Annotated in this window: 15 protein-coding genes and 1 pseudogene; 10 read left to right on the forward strand and 6 right to left on the reverse strand. The window is 51.2% G+C overall.

Going from position 1 to position 17829, the window contains the following annotated elements; translation table 11 throughout:
• The 5 genes from ACO0LD_RS02865 to ugpQ form a co-directional block, all read right to left on the reverse strand.
• On the reverse strand, window positions 1-786 hold the full coding sequence (locus ACO0LD_RS02865) for an outer membrane lipoprotein-sorting protein (RefSeq protein ID WP_423003513.1): 786 nt from the start codon (window positions 784-786) through the stop codon (window positions 1-3).
• 23 nt (window positions 787-809) lie between these two features.
• Window positions 810-2204, reverse strand: coding sequence for an ABC transporter permease (locus ACO0LD_RS02870; protein ID WP_423003515.1), 1395 nt, complete (start codon window positions 2202-2204; stop codon window positions 810-812).
• Window positions 2201-2920 (reverse strand): ABC transporter ATP-binding protein, encoded by a 720-nt coding sequence (locus ACO0LD_RS02875; protein ID WP_423003517.1) that lies wholly within the window; start codon window positions 2918-2920, stop codon window positions 2201-2203. Before ACO0LD_RS02875 ends, ACO0LD_RS02870 begins: the two co-directional genes overlap by 4 nt.
• Window positions 2921-2969: 49 nt before the next feature.
• Window positions 2970-4031: a MerR family transcriptional regulator gene (locus tag ACO0LD_RS02880; protein WP_423003519.1), complete on the reverse strand. Its 1062-nt coding sequence runs from the start codon at window positions 4029-4031 to the stop codon at window positions 2970-2972.
• Window positions 4032-4133: 102 nt separating this feature from the next.
• The gene (ugpQ, locus tag ACO0LD_RS02885) at window positions 4134-4880 is read right to left on the reverse strand and encodes a glycerophosphodiester phosphodiesterase (RefSeq protein ID WP_423003521.1); all 747 of its coding nucleotides are present in this window, start codon (window positions 4878-4880) and stop codon (window positions 4134-4136) included.
• Window positions 4881-5032: 152 nt separating this feature from the next.
• On the opposite strand from ugpQ, the gene ACO0LD_RS02890 reads away from it, so the two are divergent.
• The 8 genes from ACO0LD_RS02890 (at window position 5033) to ACO0LD_RS02925 (ending at window position 13593) form a co-directional block, all read left to right on the forward strand.
• Complete coding sequence (locus tag ACO0LD_RS02890) at window positions 5033-6274, forward strand: CaiB/BaiF CoA transferase family protein (RefSeq protein ID WP_423003523.1); 1242 nt, start codon at window positions 5033-5035, stop codon at window positions 6272-6274.
• A gap of 158 nt (window positions 6275-6432) precedes the next feature.
• Entirely contained in the window at window positions 6433-7560 is a 1128-nt protein-coding gene (locus ACO0LD_RS02895; protein ID WP_423003525.1) for a sensor histidine kinase, read from the forward strand.
• A gap of 15 nt (window positions 7561-7575) precedes the next feature.
• Window positions 7576-8397 carry a LytR/AlgR family response regulator transcription factor gene (locus tag ACO0LD_RS02900; RefSeq protein WP_423003527.1) on the forward strand — a complete coding sequence of 274 codons (822 nt, stop codon included), beginning with the start codon at window positions 7576-7578 and terminating at the stop codon, window positions 8395-8397.
• 33 nt (window positions 8398-8430) lie between these two features.
• Complete coding sequence (locus ACO0LD_RS02905) at window positions 8431-8910, forward strand: GNAT family N-acetyltransferase (protein ID WP_423003529.1); 480 nt, start codon at window positions 8431-8433, stop codon at window positions 8908-8910.
• A gap of 48 nt (window positions 8911-8958) precedes the next feature.
• Window positions 8959-9861, forward strand: coding sequence for a sulfurtransferase (locus ACO0LD_RS02910; RefSeq protein ID WP_423003531.1), 903 nt, complete (start codon window positions 8959-8961; stop codon window positions 9859-9861).
• A 190-nt stretch (window positions 9862-10051) separates the two neighbouring features.
• Complete coding sequence (locus ACO0LD_RS02915; protein ID WP_423003533.1) at window positions 10052-12112, forward strand: M13 family metallopeptidase; 2061 nt, start codon at window positions 10052-10054, stop codon at window positions 12110-12112.
• A gap of 204 nt (window positions 12113-12316) precedes the next feature.
• Window positions 12317-12748: a hypothetical protein gene (locus ACO0LD_RS02920; protein ID WP_423003535.1), complete on the forward strand. Its 432-nt coding sequence runs from the start codon at window positions 12317-12319 to the stop codon at window positions 12746-12748.
• An 11-nt stretch (window positions 12749-12759) separates the two neighbouring features.
• The gene (locus ACO0LD_RS02925) at window positions 12760-13593 is read left to right on the forward strand and encodes a DUF2145 domain-containing protein (RefSeq protein WP_423003537.1); all 834 of its coding nucleotides are present in this window, start codon (window positions 12760-12762) and stop codon (window positions 13591-13593) included.
• A gap of 19 nt (window positions 13594-13612) precedes the next feature.
• Here ACO0LD_RS02925 and ACO0LD_RS02930 read toward each other — a convergent pair whose 3' ends face one another.
• Window positions 13613-14491, reverse strand: a complete 879-nt coding sequence (locus tag ACO0LD_RS02930) for a LysR family transcriptional regulator (protein ID WP_423003539.1) — start codon at window positions 14489-14491, stop codon at window positions 13613-13615.
• 109 nt (window positions 14492-14600) lie between these two features.
• Here ACO0LD_RS02930 and ACO0LD_RS02935 point away from each other — a divergent pair, with 109 nt between their 5' ends.
• On the forward strand, window positions 14601-15584 hold the full coding sequence (locus ACO0LD_RS02935) for a zinc-binding dehydrogenase (RefSeq protein ID WP_423003541.1): 984 nt from the start codon (window positions 14601-14603) through the stop codon (window positions 15582-15584).
• A 264-nt stretch (window positions 15585-15848) separates the two neighbouring features.
• Window positions 15849-17566: pseudogene (locus ACO0LD_RS02940) on the forward strand (long-chain-fatty-acid--CoA ligase).
• Window positions 17567-17829: the final 263 nt, after the last annotated feature.

The raw sequence follows: 17829 nt of genomic DNA on the forward strand, positions 1-17829 counted from the left end.
TCATTCCGGCTTGAAGCGTGGCAAATAATCGCGCTGCAACCACTGGTCTGGCACGTCACGCTTGACCAGGTTGGAGTAACGCATCACCGTCACCCATGTTGGGTCCAGGCCATCGATGATGACGGTTTCGGTCGGCCTGTCGATGCCAAGCTGTTTTTCATAGCGACGGTAATATGCGGTCTTGAGCAGCTTGCCGCTTTCGGTATAAAACTTTGCCTTGACCGGATGATTATTGCCAGACTCTATCCACATATCGATGTGATGATAAGTCGCGTCAGGCGAGCTGACATTCATGCTCAGTTTGTTGCAATGTTTGGTCTGGCGATCACCGTCCTGGGTGTCTTCTTCCACGGCACTCACTGCCTGGTAATCCTTGGCCAGATTGACGGTGACCACATCACCATTTGATGCCTGGCCCAGCAGGCGCTGCTGCGGTGACATGCGTATGCTGGCCTTGCTGCTGGGGTCGTAAAACCACAAGTCCTTGCCGCTGAACAGGATAAGCTTGTTGGCATCCCTCGCTGGTGCGATATAGCGTATCAGGCTGCGGAACTGGCCGCTGTTGGGGTCAGCCTTGGAGTAGATGGACAGAGTGCTGGTGTCCGTCTGTTTGCCTGCACGATATTCGATAAGGGTATTGGTCAGGCCGAAAGGATAATCGGGATTGCGTACCACATCACTGGCAGCCAGTATCTCTTGCGGGTTTTGGGCTGCATGAGCAGCCTGAGCTACCAATAACAAACCGGCCATGGCAAGGAAAATGACAGGCTTTTTCAAATAATTCATGGAGTTTCCCGGTAATTTTTGCTTCATACATGCCTCAGCGCATCAACAATCATCAGTCTCGATGCGCGATTCGCAGGCAACCAGGCAGAGATCACAGTCACCAGCAACAGGCCGATAATGCTACCTGTCAGCAAAGGCATATCTTGCCATACCCGCACCTGTATCAGGTAAGCATAGGAGTAACCAGGCGGTGTCCATGCTGCGCCGCTATTATTGATCAGATAGGCAATCACCAGTGAACCAAGCAGACCGCATACTGCACCTATCGCACCCAGCACCACACCTTCACACAGGAACAGCCTGCGTAAGCCGGAACGGCGCAGACCCATGGCGCGCAAGGTGCCTATCTCTACCGTGCGTTCCACCACGGCAGTGCTCATGGTATTACCGATAGTGAAGAGTACAATCACGCCTATCAGTATGGCGATAAAGCCAAACATGGAATTCATGAATTGCACCGTCTGCCCATACATGGGGTTGAGCACCTTGAAGTCGAGTAGTTCCAGTTTCTGACCTGTCACATTCTGATCCAGCAATTGCTGAAGACGGGCACGTGCTGCCGGTATCTGCCAGGTATGTTTTAACTGTATCTGTATCGCGGTTACCTGCGCTTTGCCATTACCATAGATCAGCTTTTGTGCCTGGCTTAAATGCATGGCCATATAAACGTCATCGAGTGCCTTGATACCCATGTTCCTGGCGGTGATGACACTGAGGCTGGCAACATTTGGCGCACCGTGTGAAGTTGCCGCCAGCATTTCTATGCGGGTACCTTCTTCCTTGACGGTGTTGCCCTGCTCCAGTGCAGACAGCGCTGCGATATCGCCGGGGGCCTGTGCGCTATTGTCTGCCGGGGCGGCGGGGGTGTCGTCCTGCTTGCAGTCAGGTATCTTCAAGGCCTTGCACAATTTGATCTTGCGTGCCACGCCTTCGCCTATGACGACTGCATCGGGGTTGCTGCCATTCAAAGGCAGGGGCTTGGCATAGCTTTGCATGTCGTAGTCATTCCAGTTCAGCATCTGGTTGCGCTCAGGTACAACGACGCCTAAAGCCAGTACTGAACGTGAAACACCGGCAGAAAAATTCCCCGCGAGACCACCAAGCTGCAACGTAGGTGTCACCACCAACAACATGGGGGCCAGTTCTTTATCCTGTTTGACGAGTTCGATAATGTGCTGGTAGTCGGCAATGCCATAGGCAGTAGGATTGTCACCACCTTCAAGGAAATATCCCTGGCGCTGGATTTGCAAGTGGCCGCTACCCTGGATAAAGCCAGTTTCCATGCCATAGGTGATATTGGAGCGGTAACCGCCAAACAGCAGGATGGCAGTCAGGCCCACCACCATGGCCAGCAGGGTTGTCAATGAACGACGACGGTTCCTGAGCAGGTTGCGCAGGGCTAAGGAAAAAGTCTTCATGCATTCAACTCCATCGCTACATTTTTTTGTTCTGCCTGCCGTTCTATGTTCACGATGCGGCCATCGCGTATGAATATCGTGTCATCTGCCTCGGCCTGCACTTGCGGATCATGAGAAGAAAATACGAAGGAGACATGGCGCTCACGCTGCATTTTGCGCATCAGGCTGATGATGGCAGCACCGGTCTGGCTGTCGAGATTGGCAGTTGGCTCATCTGCCAGCACCAGCTTGGGTTCAGTCGCCAGTGCACGGGCAATCGCCACACGCTGGCGCTGGCCGCCGGACAATTGACCTGGCAGGTTTTGCGCCCGGTCTGCCAATCCCACCGCGTCAAGCAGGTCAAGCACACGCTTCTTGCGCTCCCCGGCAGCGACCTTGGCCAGGATCAAGGGATATTCGACGTTTTCATAAGTACTAAGGACAGGTAATAGATTAAAGTTCTGGAAAATGAAACCCAGGTGACGTGCCCTGAAGTCTGACAAGGCATCATCAGACATTTGATGTACGGCCTGGTCTGCGACTATCACTTCGCCACTGTCTGACCTGTCTATGCATCCGATGAGATTCAGCAATGTGGTTTTGCCGCTGCCAGAAGGGCCAGAAATCACAGTAAAACAATTAGCCCGCAATTGCAGGTTGATATCGACCAGCGCGGGCACATCGACCGCATCGAGGTGATAGGTTTTCATGACTTGCTTCAGTACTACGGGATACATAGTTACTCCGGTATGAAAATATAAATAATGAAATTCTCAGGGTGTGCTGTCAGCGGGCTGCATGGTCCGGCAAATTGGCAGACATATCGCTGACCATTAAGGCCAGCATGCCTTGCTCGACAAATTGCTTCATGTCTGCGGTATAGCCACTGCCAGCCAGCATCTCTGGATGTTGCTCGTGGGCAGTCTGCACTTTCGCATGCGTAGCTGGATTCATGCCCCAGGTGTCAGCAATCAGCCATTGCCAATGGCGCATGAGCTGCATGGTATCTGGGTGCTCAAGCGGAAGCTTGCTTTCCATCATCTGCCGGGTACGGGCAAAGGTAGTCAGCCATTCCTGCATATTCTTTTGGCCATGTTTGCGGTAATGCTGCAATTCACCCTCATCCAGATAGTTTGCAAAGATATCGCAGCGTATCTCATGCAGTGCCTGCAAAATAAAATCGAGCAATTCACCATCTATACCGGTGATGGCCTGGGCAGAAAAGTCTGTTCTGTGCATGTCGCTGAGTTTGGCAAAGAAACGCGGGTCGTCCCCCATGCTGGCCTTGCACAAGTCTATCCATTCAAGCGCCAGTTTCTTGGCCTGAGTATCAGCTGCAGGTATGCCGTTTTCCATGAGACTGCGCACGGCTGCCACCAGTTTGGGCCATTGTTGCTTGAAGTCGTTTTGCGCTGCCCGTTTTTGAAAGATGGCAATTTCTTCTGCGCTGAAATACTGGCGCTGGGTCGCCATCAGGCGCAGGGTAGATAGCCATTCGTCGAGGTCTGGCTCTCTTTCATCTGTCAATTTTTCTTCGAGTACCGCGAGGCGTTCCCGCAAATCGCGGGCATCGGCAATCTGTTTGTCGATGGCGCACATTTGCTGGCGTATCAGCTGACGCAAATCCGCCCCGTCACCATTGAGCATATCGCGTGTTTCCGCCAGTGACAGACCCAGACCACGCAAGGCTTGCACCCTGTGCAGACGCGCGACATCATCTTTATTATATAAACGATAACCAGATGCCGTGCGCGAAGACGGTTGTACCAGACCTATTTCTTCATAATGATGCAGCGCACGGATAGTCAGACCTATGCGCTTTGCCAGTTCGCCTATCTTGAGTAACATTGCTTGCCCTTTTTGAAAGGCTCATCATAAAGTCTCACCTTACGTCAGAGTCAAGCAATTTCAGGCATTAATTTTCAGCAATTGAGGTTACTTTTTCGAAAATCAAAAATCGGCCGGTATCAAATCCAGCCTGTCTGTACAGAAGGCATCTACCCCCCAGTGCAGTATTTCCGCCGCCCGTTCCTGGCTGTTGACGGTGTAGCAAAACACGCCATAACCGGCATTCTTGACTTCCCTGACCTGCTCTGGTGTCAGGTATTTGTGGTTGGTGTGCAAGGCTCTGGCTGCCAGTTCTTGCAGGCGAGCCTTCCAGTCGGCTGTAATTTTATCCATCAAGAAACCGCGTGGGATGGTCGGTGCGGCATACTTTGCAGCCATCAGGGCACTGAATGAAAAGGAAGAAAACAATGGTAAATGCAGGGCATCGACGACGGCGACATCAGCGAACAGGGCTTGCGTCTGTTCTGCCACAACCCTGCCGGTTTCTTTTTCCGCCCCCGGTGTGGGCTTGATTTCCACATTCATCCAGATGCCGTGCTGGCGGCAAAACCTGACAACATCGGCATACAGGGGCACATGTTCTCCCACGAATAGAGCTGAAAACCATTTACCGGCATCCATGGCCTGCAAATCAACCGCCAAAATGTCTGCCACCCTACCACTACCAGCAACGGTTCTGCCAAATTCGGGGTCATGCATGAGCACAGGGACGCCATCCTTTGATAACATGACATCAAATTCCACGGCGGCAAAACCGTGCTCCCATCCGCAACGCATCGCTGCCAGGGTATTTTCTGGTGCCAGGGTCCCGCCACCACGGTGGGCGATGACTTTAGGATAGGGCCACATATGCGCTCCGTATATCAACAATTAAACAAGGACTTACGCAAAATTGTCCCAGCAAGGCGCAGCGACGAAGACAGTACTTTAGTACGGCTAGTCGCTGCAACGCAACTGGGGCGGTTTTGCGTATGTCCGCAATAATCTAAGGATAATCGAAGATGCCAACAACGTCGCTACAAAAAACTGCCCTGGGCCATATCCGCGTGCTGGACTTGACGCGGGTATTGGCTGGCCCCTGGTGTGCGCAAAACCTGGCAGACCTGGGAGCAGAGGTCATCAAGGTTGAAAGACCCGGTAGTGGCGACGATACCCGTAGCTGGGGTCCACCTTATCTGCGCGATGCAGAAGGCAATAACACGACAGAGGCAGCTTATTATTTGGCAGCAAACCGTGGCAAACAGGCCATTACGGTGGATATAGCCACGCCTGAGGGCCAGCAAATCATCCGTGAACTGGCGGCGAAATCCGATGTGGTGCTGGAAAACTACAAGGTCGGCCAGTTAAAAAAATATGGCCTTGATTATGAATCCTTGAAATTGATCAAGCCTGATCTGGTGTATTGCTCCATCACCGGCTTTGGCCAGGATGGCCCCTACGCCCACCGCGCTGGCTATGACTTTATCGTCCAGGGCATGGGCGGCTTCATGTCATTGACAGGTGAGCGTGATGACCTGCCAGGCGGCGGCCCGCAAAAAGCCGGTGTGGCGATTGCTGACTTGATGACGGGTATGTATTCGACCATCGCCGTCATGGCAGCCCTGACCCACAGGGACAGGACAGGTGAAGGCCAGTACATAGACATGGCCTTGCTGGACGTGCAGGTAGCCATGCTGGCGAATATGAACATGAATTACCTGGCCAGCGGCAATGCGCCCAAACGCTGGGGTAATGCGCATCCGAATATCGTGCCCTACCAAACCTTTGCGACTGCTGATGGCCATATCATCGTGGCTGCGGGTAATGATGGCCAGTATAAAAAATTTGTACAAATAGGTGGATTGCCAGAACTGGCAGATGATCCGCGTTTCAGCACCAACCCGCAGCGTGTCCAACACAGGGATGTGCTGGTACCCATACTGGCCAACATGGTCAGGCTCAAGACCAAGCAGGAATGGATCAGCCTGCTGGAAGAAGCTGGCGTACCTTGCGGCCCCATCAATACCCTAGATGAAGTGTTTGCAGACCCGCAAGTGCTGGCACGCGAGATGCAGATCAACCTGCCCCACCCTACCGCTGGTCAAGTGAAACTGGTAGCCAGCCCGATGAAGTTGTCGGCAACACCGGTCACTTATCCATCTGCACCACCATTATTAGGGCAACATACCAAGACCGTGCTGACAGATGTACTGGGTTATGGCGTAGAACAATTAGATGATTTGAAATCCAGGAATATTATTTAAAGGATATGCTCCCGTATTTTGTCAACGCCATCTAAGAGTGGTTCGCGCCAGATTTGGCTGGCTTTACGACAAAAACATCCGCATTGTCTTATTCAACTATGGGTTGAACAACAGACGGGCTAAGCTGCCATTACAAATATCTCTCAACACATGATGAAATGAATAATAAACCCTTGCGCCAATTCCAGACTTATTTACAGTCAAAATTAAAGCCTGAGAATTACCAGAGCTTGCTAGGAGTTATCGGCGACATGCCGCGCCTGTTAGCCATCAATCTGGCCTGCGGCTTTGCTGTCCAATATCTCCTGCATGCCCGGGGCAGCCTGTTTGAGCACATCGTGTTCTCCATGTTCATAGGTTTTTCAGCCTATTTGCTGATCAAGATATTCAAGCGCCTGTTCTGGGGTGCAGGGACACCGAACACCATTGGTTTCTACCTCATGTGTTTGGTGGTGGCCCCTCTGGCTTTGATGGTAGGCATGTCTATCGCCGCCTTTGTATTCAATATCCCTGTTCCGGATATCAATAAGATCAAGTCGCCATACCTGGTCAGCTCTATTGTCATGACTTGCATAGTCAGCCTGATCGCTGCCTGGTCATTCTGGAGCCGTGCCAGGATTTCAGAATTACAGGCCGCTGCCGAAGCGGAAAAAGCCAAGAATGCCGCCATAGAAAAACAGGCCATGCAAGCCCAGTTGCAAATGTTGCAGGCACAGATTGAACCTCACATGCTGTTCAATACCCTGGCCAATCTGCAAGGCCTGATCGCGATAGACCCGCCACGCGCGCAACACATGCTGGCGCAATTGATCGTCTATCTGCGCAATACCTTAAGCTCATCCCGCGCAGAAAAAACCACGCTGAAGCAGGAATTCACTCTCATGCAAGCCTATCTGGAATTGCTGGCTATACGCATGGGCAAGCGCCTGCAATATACCCTGGATTTGCCGGACGATCTGCAGCAAACACCTATCGCCCCCATGCTCTTGCAACCGCTGGTCGAAAACGCCATCAAGCACGGGCTGGAACCGAAAATGGAAGGTGGCAGCATCCACGTCGTCGCAGAAAGACAAGGCGCGCAATTGCATTTAAAAGTCATCGACACCGGCCTGGGCTTGCCCTTCAATTATGACGATAGCAAAAATGTCAGCAGCGCTGCGAATAACATTGGTAACGCCAATATCCGTGAACGCCTGCAAGCCCTATATGGTCCGCAAGCCAGCCTGAGTCTGCAAGCCAATCAGCCTGAAGGCGCAATTGCCCATCTCAGCATCCCTATCAATTAAATAATTCAGATAACCATGACAGCTAAACGTGCCCTGATTGCAGAAGACGAACCCATACTCGCACTGACCCTGCAAAAGATGCTGGAAAAACTCTGGCCAGAGCTACAACTCTGCGCCGTGGTTGAGAACGGCGTACAAGCAGTACAAGAAGCACTGGACAAACTGCCAGACATCCTCTTTCTCGACATCAAAATGCCCGGCAAGACTGGGCTGGAGGTGGCGCAAGAGCTGGCCGAAGAGTGGCCGGATGACAAAGCCTTTCCTCTCATCGTCTACGTCACAGCCTATGATGAATATGCGATAGAAGCCTTTGAGCATTCTGCATCTGATTATGTCTTGAAACCAGTCAGCGAAGAGCGCCTGAGCAAGACTGTGCAAAGATTGCAAGCAAGGCTGGACGATGGCGTGCAAAGGCCAAATGAACTGGACCGGGTGCTCGAACAATTGCGTCACCTTGTGCCAGGCCAGGCTCTACCAGGAAGTAATAGCAACGGTAGTCAGTCAGCACCAGAACGCCTGCGCATTATCCGCGCCGCAGTCGGCAACCAGATACGCATGATCAATGTCGATGACGTGCTGTATTTTGAGGCCACCGATAAGTACATCAATGTCGTCACCCGAGAATATTCATCCCTGATACGCAGCAGCCTGCGTGAATTATTGCCACAGCTCGACAGCAGCATATTCTGGCAAATCCACCGCAGCACGGTCGTCAATACCCTGCATATACAAATCGCCAACAAGGATGACACTGGCAAGATCAGCCTGAAGCTCAAAGGCAGTGAAGACAAATTGCAAGTCAGTAGAGTCTATGCGCATCTGTTCAGACAGATGTAAGCTAGTGCCTGAAAAAATTAAAAGTGAGAGCCAATGACAAACCCAAAAAACTTAAATGATTTGCAATGGCAATGCGCCAGCTTTGCTGAATTAAGCAATATGCAATTACATGCGATTTACCAGGCACGTGCCGCCGTGTTTATCCTTGAACAAAACTGCCCATATCAGGACGTGGATGGCAAAGACCCTGTTTCACATCACCTGACAGCCTGGACGCCTGAAGGCGAAGTCGCGGCTTACCTGCGTATCGTCCCTGCCGGTATCAGCTTCACCGAAACTTCCCTGGGCCGCGTCATCAGTACCAAAGACTGGCGTGGCACAGGTGTTGGCAAAGCTTTAATTGCAAATGGCATTAAGGCTTTGCATGCGCTTTATCCAGCCGCCCCTATCCGCATTGGTGCCCAGGCTTACCTTGAAAAATTCTATGGCAGCTTTGGTTTTGAGACGGTTTCTGACATCTATCTGGAAGACGATATTCCCCATATCGAGATGCTGCTGCTCGCAAAAGCCTGATTAAATCGCTTATAATGCTGCCAAATCAATGACTTACTGAATTTCATCATGCCTGCTGTAATACAAACACCCGATAAACCCTACGTCAATATTTCTGCCTACAAGTTCATCAGCTTTGATGACACCGCTGAAAAACGCCAGGTGTTTCTGGATAAATGCAAAGAACTGAATTTGAAAGGCACGGTGCTGCTGACGCCAGAAGGCATCAATATGTTCCTGGCCGGTTTGCGCCATGAGATAGACGCCTATATGGAATGGCTGCACCAGGACCCGCGTTTTGCAGACGTCGTTGCCAAGGAAAGTTTTTCTGACCACCAGCCCTTCACCAAAATATTGGTCAAGCTGAAGGCAGAAATCATCACCATGCGCATGCCGCTGATCAAGCCTGAAGAAGGTCGCGCCCCTGCCGTTGATGCCCATACGCTCAAGCGCTGGCTGGACCAGGGCCATGATGACAATGGCAAAGCCGTGGTCATGGTCGATACCCGCAATGATTTTGAAGTCGACGTTGGCAGCTTTGACAACACCATAGATTACCGCATTGCCAAGTTCACAGAGTTCCCGGCTGTCATCGAAGCCAATCGCGATGCCTTGAATGACAAGACAGTAGTAACTTTCTGCACTGGTGGCATACGCTGCGAAAAAGCGGCCATCCATATGCAAAATGTTGGCTTCGACAGCGTCTACCAGCTCGAAGGCGGCATCCTCAAGTATTTTGAAGAAGTCGGCGGTGATCACTACCATGGTGACTGCTTTGTATTTGACTACCGCACTGCGCTGAACCCCCAACTTGAAGCCACTGACACCAAACAATGCTTTGCCTGCCGTGCCGTTGTCACGCCACGTGAACAATTGTCTCCCTGGTATATCTCCGGAAAATCTTGCCCGCATTGCAAGAAAGAATCGACAGGGGCAACTGGCGCGAGTGAAATTGAGGCTGCTGCCGTCTGATTGCCGCATTCAGACTGTTGAAATAAAGTTTCAAACGAAAGCATTACTGTTTATACAGTAATGCTTTTTTATTTCCCACACTGAACTTCGCCTGCGCCAGACAGTCTATTCAGGTTCTGGCATATAAAATAAACTGCCTCACCCTGCAGCGCATTGCTGCCCTGGCAAAACAAACATACAGAGACTCCCTATGAAACGCTTATTACTCAGCACACTCGCCCTCAGCCTGCTGGCCAATGCTGTACTGGCTGCCGACACTCCCCCTGTGAGCACTGTCGCCAAAGTCGCGGCCCTGGGGTCAGGCATACATCCTGAAGACATGGACAAGGCAGTGCGCGCGCAGGATGATTTTTATCGCTATGCACAAGGCGCGTGGTTGAAGGCGAATGAAATCCCGGCCGACAAATCAGACTGGGGTACTTTCATGAAAGCGCGTGAAGATGTGCAACAGCAATTGCGTACCATCGTCGAAAGCGCCGCGAAAGAGAGCAACAAACTGGCTGGTTCGGACAAGCAAAAAATCGGTGATCTTTATACCAGTTTCATGGATGAGAAAAAACTCAATGCCCTGGGCATCACTGCATTGAATAATGAATTGGGGCGAATTACCAAAATACAAAACAAGCGTGGCATTCATGATCTGATTGCCCATTTCCATGAGATAGGTGTCAACACCCCGATACGTTTAAGCATAGGCCAGGACGACACCAACTCCAGCCAATATGCCGTGACTGTATCCCAAGGTGGGCTGGGTTTGCCAAACCGCGATTACTATCTGTCGCAGGATGACGCAAAAATGGCCGGCATCCGTGCCAAATACAAGACTCATATAGAAAAAATACTGACATTGGCAGGTAAAAGCAATGCAGCAGCACAGGCCGACAATATCATCGCGCTGGAAACCGCACTGGCCAAGGTGCAATGGACAACCGAAGAAAACCGCGATCCGGTCAAGACCTATAACAAAATGTCCGTTGCTGAATTGAGCAAGATGACACCCGCCTTCAACTGGGCGGTGTATCTGAAATCAGCCCACATGCAAGGCAAAATCAATGACCTTATCGTATCGCAGCCGAGTTACATCAAAGGTTTTGACGACGCCATCAACAACTTCAACCTCAACATCTGGAAGTCCTATTTCACCTGGCACCTGATCCGCTCCTATAGCCCTTTCCTGTCGTCTGATTTTGTGAATGAAAACTTTGCGTTTTATGAAGCTACGATTGCAGGTACCAAGGAAAACCGCACACGTGAAAAACGCGGTGTAGCACTGACGGACCAGTTGCTGGGTGAACCCGTAGGCAAGATCTATGTAGAAAAATACTTTCCGCCTGAAGTCAAACAACGCACAGAAAAAATGGTGGGGTATTTCCTCGAAGCCTTCAAACAAAGTATAGAAACTCTGGACTGGATGAGCCCCGAAACCAAGAAACAGGCACAAATCAAATTATCCAAGATCAGCGTCAAGATAGGCTACCCAAGACATTGGCAGGATGATACTCGCCTGACGATCAAGAGTGATGACTTGGTCGGCAACCTCATGCGCGCCCGCAAAGCACGCCACGACAGGGAAGTTGCCAAGCTAGGCAAACCCATAGACCGTGAAGAATGGCATATGACGCCACAAACGGTGAATGCCTATTACAGCGAGACAATGAATGAAATCGTCTTCCCCGCAGCACGCCTGCAATCACCTTTGTTTGATGTCACTGCAGAAGATGCTTTCAACTATGGTGCACTGGGCATTTCCATCGGCCATGAAATCAGCCATGCATTTGATGACCAGGGCGCGCAGTATGATGGCGACGGCAATTTGCGCAACTGGTGGACAGCCGAAGACAAGGAAAAATTCAAGAAAAAAACTGCCAGCCTGGTTGATCAATATGCGACGTATAGCCCAGTTCCAGGTTATTTCCTGAATGGGAAAACGACCCTGGGTGAAAACATTGCAGACAACGCTGGCATCGTCATGGCATTGCGTGCTTACAAACTGTCACTACAAGGCAAACCAGCGCCGGTGATTGATGGCTGGACAGCCGAGCAACGCCTGTTCATGGGCCTGGCACAAGCCAGACGCGGCAAGTCACGCGAACAACGCGCCATCGCTCTTGTCAAGACCGACGTGCATTCTCCTGGAGAATTCCGCGTCAATGGCAGCCTGGTCAATCATCCTGATTTTTATACTTCGTTTGACGTCAAACCTGGCGACAAGATGTATCTGACACCGGATAAGCGGGTCAGTATCTGGTAAATCATTTATCGCCCCACTACCTGCCATCCTCTGATCCAGAGTCATGGCAGGTAGCATGTACAGTATCCAATTTCCTCAAAAATCGTCGTACTGGTATCAAATTCCACTACCTCTTCTGTAACTATTTGCTACTGATGACAAATAGCTTGTGATTCTATGGTCTTATATTATTGTAGAGTCACTTTCTACATTCAAGGAGACATCATGTCAGTACCAATTCGCAAAATCGCCCTGATTGCCGCTCTGTGCGCCAGCAGCCTGTTGCCACTTTCCGCACACGCAGGCCGTGGTTGCATTTCTTGCGGCCCCTCCGGTGGCTCTGAAGCTCTGTCAATGGGCGTGGGCATCATCATGCTTGGTGGTTTTTCCATGGTGGCGGGATCAGGCGAGATGATTGTCGACACCGTCAAGGCGGGTGCCGATGGCGTAACTGTTGTACTCAAGGGTTCTACCCAGGCTGTCAGCACTACTGTCAGGTTATCTGGCAAGGGAATAGAAAAGGTTGGTCTGGTCAGCGGTGCCGTGGTGGAAGTCAGCGCCACGACAACTGGCTATCTGCTGGTCAGTGCGGGCAAGGTAATAGCGTTCATCCCGAATGAAATTGGCACCGCCCTGATGCACCATAACAAGGTCTGATTAATTTATATATGCGCACACGCTCACTGACTTCCTCTGCCACGCTGACGAACGTACCAGCGTTGATACAGCGTTTACTCATCGTCATCACACTGGCTTGCACGGCACCTGCTTTTGCCGGTCGCCCTTGCGAAGAAAATAGTTACGATCCAAAAAAAGTCATGCAAGCGCTGGAGTTTGCGCACAAGACCCAAATCAAGCTGGATGAAAGCCAGGCCAATGTTGCCATCATTGCCCGCGTCGGCCAGGATTTATCCAAATACAATTTGCGCTATTCCCATTTGGGCCTGATAGAACATTTACCAGATGGTACCTGGTCTGTCATGCATGAGCTGAACCAGTGTGGCACTGCCAATTCAGAATTATTCAGGGAAGGCCTGGGTAATTTTTTCATGGACGACATGTTTGCCTTTGAAACCCTGATCCTCATCCCCAACACCGAACTGCAGCAGAAAATACAGCAAGTGATGGCTGACGGCCGCGCCAGGAATTTGCATGCAGCGCGCTACAACATGTTGTCCTATGCCTACTCCACCATGTACCAGAACTCGAATCAATGGGCACTCGAAGTCCTCGCAGCTGCGCAAGCTAATGATGTACGCATAGAAAACCGTACGCAGGCCCAGGCATGGTTGAAGTCGGCATCGTATAAGCCTGATACCCTCAACATCCCGTCCCTGACACGCCTGGGTGCACGCATGTTCCGCGCTAACGTCGCATTCGACGACCACCCATTCGACCGCCGCATGGCTGGGCAAATCGACACCGTGACTGTGGAATCTATCGTTCGTTTCATGATGACCAGAGACCCCAAGGCACAAAAAATCGTGATTGGCCAACCCTGAACAAACACGCCCGCCCAACTCAGGATTGCAGATATTCCCATAGGCGGGCTGCTACCGGCCCGTGCTTGACGTCACTGCGACGGGCTGCCACCAGTTGCAATTGGCTCTCCTTGAAATAACGCCCACGTATTGACAGCAGCCTGCCGTCTGCAAGCTCGTCCTTCACCAGGTAACCAGGCATATTGCCCCAGCCCATGCCTTGCAGGATCAACTCTTTTTTCATGAACTGGTCACTGACCGTCCAGCTATGGGCGCCCGGTATCAAATGGTATTCGCGTTGTTGAGTATGGGTGGCGGTATCACGCAAGATGCACTGTACATAGTCGCGCATCTGTTCGGCCGTAATCGCATCATGGATGGCAAATTTTAAAAAACCTGGTGCCACTACTGGTATCAGTTTCACCTTGCCCAGCCTGATGAATTCCATGCGTACATCTGCTTCATCGATATGATGGAGTATCAGGTCTGCATCGCCATCCATCAGGCGCTCGACCGGCCCGGTCAGGGTCTCGAACTGCAAATGCAATCGGGTGGCAGGACAATTATCAAAAAAACGTTTGAGTCTGGCCAGCATGTCGGGCAGATGACACAGGTCACCGATAACGACGCGCAGTTCGGCCTCTTCCCCCGCTGCAAGGCATTGCGCATGTTTTTGCAAGGCTGCGACATTGTCCAGCACCTGCCTGGCCTTGAGATGAAATGAGCGGCCTTCTGCCGTCAGGCTGACGCGATAGCCACTGCGGTCAAGCAAGCGCAAATCCAGGCGGTTTTCCAGATTCTTGATGGCATTGAAGACCGTGGGATGAGTACGGTGCAAGCGGTCAGCAGCCGCCTGGAAACTACCTTCTTCCACGACCGCATTCAAACACAGCAGTTCTTGCAGGCTCAGGTCATTCATTTTCTTTGTAATTAATATCTATATTAACTGTAATTATTTAGTAATTTTAATCTACATAGATAAAAAATACACTGTCCTTCACTTTTCAATCACATGAAGGAGTCACTGAATGCGAGCAATCATCATCAAGCAATATGGCGGTGCAGAACAACTGGATATACAGGAACTGCCAATACCCGCCCCTAATCCCGGGCAGGTACTGATACAGGTAAAAGCCTTTGGCCTGAACCGTGCCGAACTCTATATGCGCCAGGGAAGCTGGGGTGATGTCGCCAGGGTCAGCGGCATAGAATGCGCTGGCGTGATTGTTGAAGACCCAAGTGGCCGCTGGCTACAAGACCAGAAAGTGATTGCCCTCATGGGCGGCATGGGGCGCAGCATCAACGGCAGTTATGCCGAATACACTTGTGTGCCCACCAGCAATGTCGTCGCAGTGGAAACCGGCATGTCGTGGGAAAACCTGGCCGCCTTGCCCGAATCCTATGCCACCGCCTGGAGCTGCCTGCACGGCAATCTGGGCATACGACCAGGACAAGCACTATTGATACGTGGTGCCAGCTCTGCGCTGGGGCAAGCAGCTATCAATATTGCAGCCCATGCCGGTGCCTACGTCATTGCCACCACCCGTACCCTGGATAAGGCAGAACAGTTGAAGTCACTCGGTGCCAGCCTGGTGATACTGGAGCAGGGTCAGATTGCCCAGGATATCCGGCACCTGTACCCACAGGGGCTGGATGCGGTGCTCGATCTGGTTGGCAATAGCAGCATAATCGACAGCCTGCATGGTCTTAAACGATATGGGCGCGCCTGCCTGGCTGGTTTTTTAGGCGGCCCCGCACCGATTGCCAACTTCAATCCTATCCATGATATGCCCTGTGATGTCTACCTGAGTTTCTTTGCCAGCTTCATGCTGGGGACGCCGGAATATCCACTATCTGCAATCCCTTTTCAAGACATCATAGGGTGGGCAGAACAAGGCATTTACCAGGCCACGCCAGCAGGCGTGTTTGAATTTGAACAGATACGCACAGCGCACGAAATGATGGAAGCCTCCGTTGCCAGAGGAAAGCTGGTAATCAGGATTGGCACGTAAAAAAAGGCAGCGACACCAGTCTGCCACTAGCGGCTGGCTGGTTCTCCAAAACAGTTTCCCAGACTGTCATTCCTTGAACAGGAAACCACAAGTGTATCGATTAGTGGACTTATTCAAATGTCAGCTTTAAGTCTTGCCTGCAATTCCCCTGCCAGTTAGCATGACTAGAAAACAATAATAAGTTTGCCAATATCAGTACGCAACCGGTATCTACTACCGCCATGCGTCACCCGATTTTTATAACAATGAGACAAAAGGTAAAGCATGGACAAGTTTTGGCTGCAATCCTATCCCAAAGGTGTGCCCGCAGAAATCGACTACACACAATACACATCCCTGGTGCACTTGCTGGAAGAGTCTTTCCAGAAATATGCCGACCGCAAGGCTTATGTCTGCATGGACAAGTACCTGAGCTATGCAGAAGTGGATGACTTGTCGAAAAAATTTGGTGCGTGGCTGCAAAGCAGGGGCCTGGAGAAAGGTGCACGCGTTGCCATCATGATGCCCAACGTCCTGCAATACCCTGTCGTCATCGCCGCAGTCTTGCGCGCAGGCTATACCGCCGTCAACGTCAACCCATTATATACACCGCGTGAGCTAGAGCATCAGTTGAATGACTCAGGTGCAGAAGCCATTGTCATCCTGGAGAACTTTGCCACAACGCTGCAACAGGTGTTGAGCAAAACCAGTATCAAGCATGTGGTCGTGACCAGCATGGGTGACCTGATGGGTAGCGTCAAAGGCATGGTCGTCAATTTCGCTGTGCGCCATATCAAAAAAATGGTACCAGAATTTTCATTGCCAAGCGCCATCAGCTTCAAGCAGGCGCTGGCAGATGGGTCACGCCAGCCCTTGAAAGCGGTAACGATCACGCATGATGACATCGCCTTTTTGCAATACACCGGTGGTACGACGGGCGTCTCCAAGGGAGCGACGCTGTCGCACCGCAACGTCACTGCCAATGTCCTGCAAAATGATGCCTGGGCACAACCGGCACTGAACAAAGCTCCAAAAATAGAGGCCATGACCATCGTCTGTGCCCTGCCCCTCTACCATATCTTTGCACTGACAAGTTGCTGCCTGATGGGCACACGCCTGGGTGGTCTGAATATCCTGATCCCCAATCCGCGTGACATACCAGGGCTGGTGAAGACGCTTTCCAAACATAAATCAGCATGCTGCCAGCAGTAAATACCCTGTACAACGGCTTGCTGAATAATCCTGATTTTGCAAAACTTGATTTCTCTGAACTCAAGGCCTGCAATGGTGGTGGCATGGCAGTACAGCAGGCAGTTGCCGAGCGCTGGAAAAAAATCACAGGCTGCGCTATCGTTGAAGGCTATGGTTTGTCCGAAACATCGCCCGTCGCGACCTGCAACCCATCCAATGCAGAAAACTTTAGCGGCACCATAGGCTTGCCATTGCCATCAACAGAAATAGCGATACTTGACGATAGCGGCAAGCGCGTACCATTGGGTGAAGCAGGTGAAATTGCCATACGTGGCCCGCAAGTCATGGTGGGCTATTGGAATCGCCCTGACGATACAGCCAATGTCATGACTGCCGATGGATTTTTCAAATCAGGTGATGTCGGCATCATGCAAGAAAATGGTTATATCCGCGTTGTCGATCGCAAGAAAGACATGATACTAGTGTCAGGCTTTAATGTTTACCCGAATGAAATTGAAGGCGTAGTGGCGGCTCACCCTGGCGTGCTGGAATGCGCCTGCATCGGTGTGCCAGATGCCAATTCTGGCGAGGCAGTGAAATTATATGTCGTCAAAAAAGATGCGCAATTGACTGATGAAATGTTGATGACTTATTGCAAGGAACAACTGACTTCCTACAAAAAACCCAAGTACATAGAATTCCGTACCGAGTTACCAAAGTCAAATGTTGGCAAAATCTTGCGCCGTGAATTAAGAGACGAAAAGAAAGTGGAAAAGATTGATATCAAGCCAGATGAAAAGAAAGCGGCTTGATGGCTAAATTAAGCCTAGCTTAACCAAGCCAAGCTAACAAAACAGGGCCAGCATCGTCAGGCCTTGTTTTTTTTACGTAAATAACTTGTATAGGACTTACGCAAAATTGTCCCGGCAAGGCTATCGCTGTGGGAAACATCCCTGGCAAGGGATGTTCGTTTCATCGGCAAGCAACGTGTTGCTTGAAACCCCGATTACACCGTCAGCGACGAAGACTGTACTTTAGTACGCGGCTCCTAGGAGAGGATCTGCAACGCAGATGG

Origin of the sequence: Undibacterium sp. Ji83W (assembly GCF_049340385.1) — a bacterium.
Taxonomy (GTDB): Bacteria; Pseudomonadota; Gammaproteobacteria; order Burkholderiales; family Burkholderiaceae_D; genus Undibacterium.

What these genes read in the sequence shown, in the direction of transcription:
- ACO0LD_RS02875 (WP_423003517.1), bottom strand. Translation starts at nt 2,920, where the DNA reads ATGTATCCCGTAGTACTGAAGCAAGTCATGAAAACCTATCACCTCGAT.
- ACO0LD_RS02865 (WP_423003513.1), bottom strand. Translation starts at nt 786, where the DNA reads ATGAATTATTTGAAAAAGCCTGTCATTTTCCTTGCCATGGCCGGTTTG.
- ACO0LD_RS02905 (WP_423003529.1), top strand. Translation starts at nt 8,431, where the DNA reads ATGACAAACCCAAAAAACTTAAATGATTTGCAATGGCAATGCGCCAGC.
- ACO0LD_RS02880 (WP_423003519.1), bottom strand. Translation starts at nt 4,031, where the DNA reads ATGTTACTCAAGATAGGCGAACTGGCAAAGCGCATAGGTCTGACTATC.
- ACO0LD_RS02935 (WP_423003541.1), top strand. Translation starts at nt 14,601, where the DNA reads ATGCGAGCAATCATCATCAAGCAATATGGCGGTGCAGAACAACTGGAT.
- ACO0LD_RS02925 (WP_423003537.1), top strand. Translation starts at nt 12,760, where the DNA reads ATGCGCACACGCTCACTGACTTCCTCTGCCACGCTGACGAACGTACCA.
- ACO0LD_RS02870 (WP_423003515.1), bottom strand. Translation starts at nt 2,204, where the DNA reads ATGAAGACTTTTTCCTTAGCCCTGCGCAACCTGCTCAGGAACCGTCGT.
- ACO0LD_RS02895 (WP_423003525.1), top strand. Translation starts at nt 6,433, where the DNA reads ATGAATAATAAACCCTTGCGCCAATTCCAGACTTATTTACAGTCAAAA.
- ACO0LD_RS02920 (WP_423003535.1), top strand. Translation starts at nt 12,317, where the DNA reads ATGTCAGTACCAATTCGCAAAATCGCCCTGATTGCCGCTCTGTGCGCC.
- ugpQ (WP_423003521.1), bottom strand. Translation starts at nt 4,880, where the DNA reads ATGTGGCCCTATCCTAAAGTCATCGCCCACCGTGGTGGCGGGACCCTG.
- ACO0LD_RS02915 (WP_423003533.1), top strand. Translation starts at nt 10,052, where the DNA reads ATGAAACGCTTATTACTCAGCACACTCGCCCTCAGCCTGCTGGCCAAT.
- ACO0LD_RS02900 (WP_423003527.1), top strand. Translation starts at nt 7,576, where the DNA reads ATGACAGCTAAACGTGCCCTGATTGCAGAAGACGAACCCATACTCGCA.
- ACO0LD_RS02910 (WP_423003531.1), top strand. Translation starts at nt 8,959, where the DNA reads ATGCCTGCTGTAATACAAACACCCGATAAACCCTACGTCAATATTTCT.
- ACO0LD_RS02890 (WP_423003523.1), top strand. Translation starts at nt 5,033, where the DNA reads ATGCCAACAACGTCGCTACAAAAAACTGCCCTGGGCCATATCCGCGTG.
- ACO0LD_RS02930 (WP_423003539.1), bottom strand. Translation starts at nt 14,491, where the DNA reads ATGAATGACCTGAGCCTGCAAGAACTGCTGTGTTTGAATGCGGTCGTG.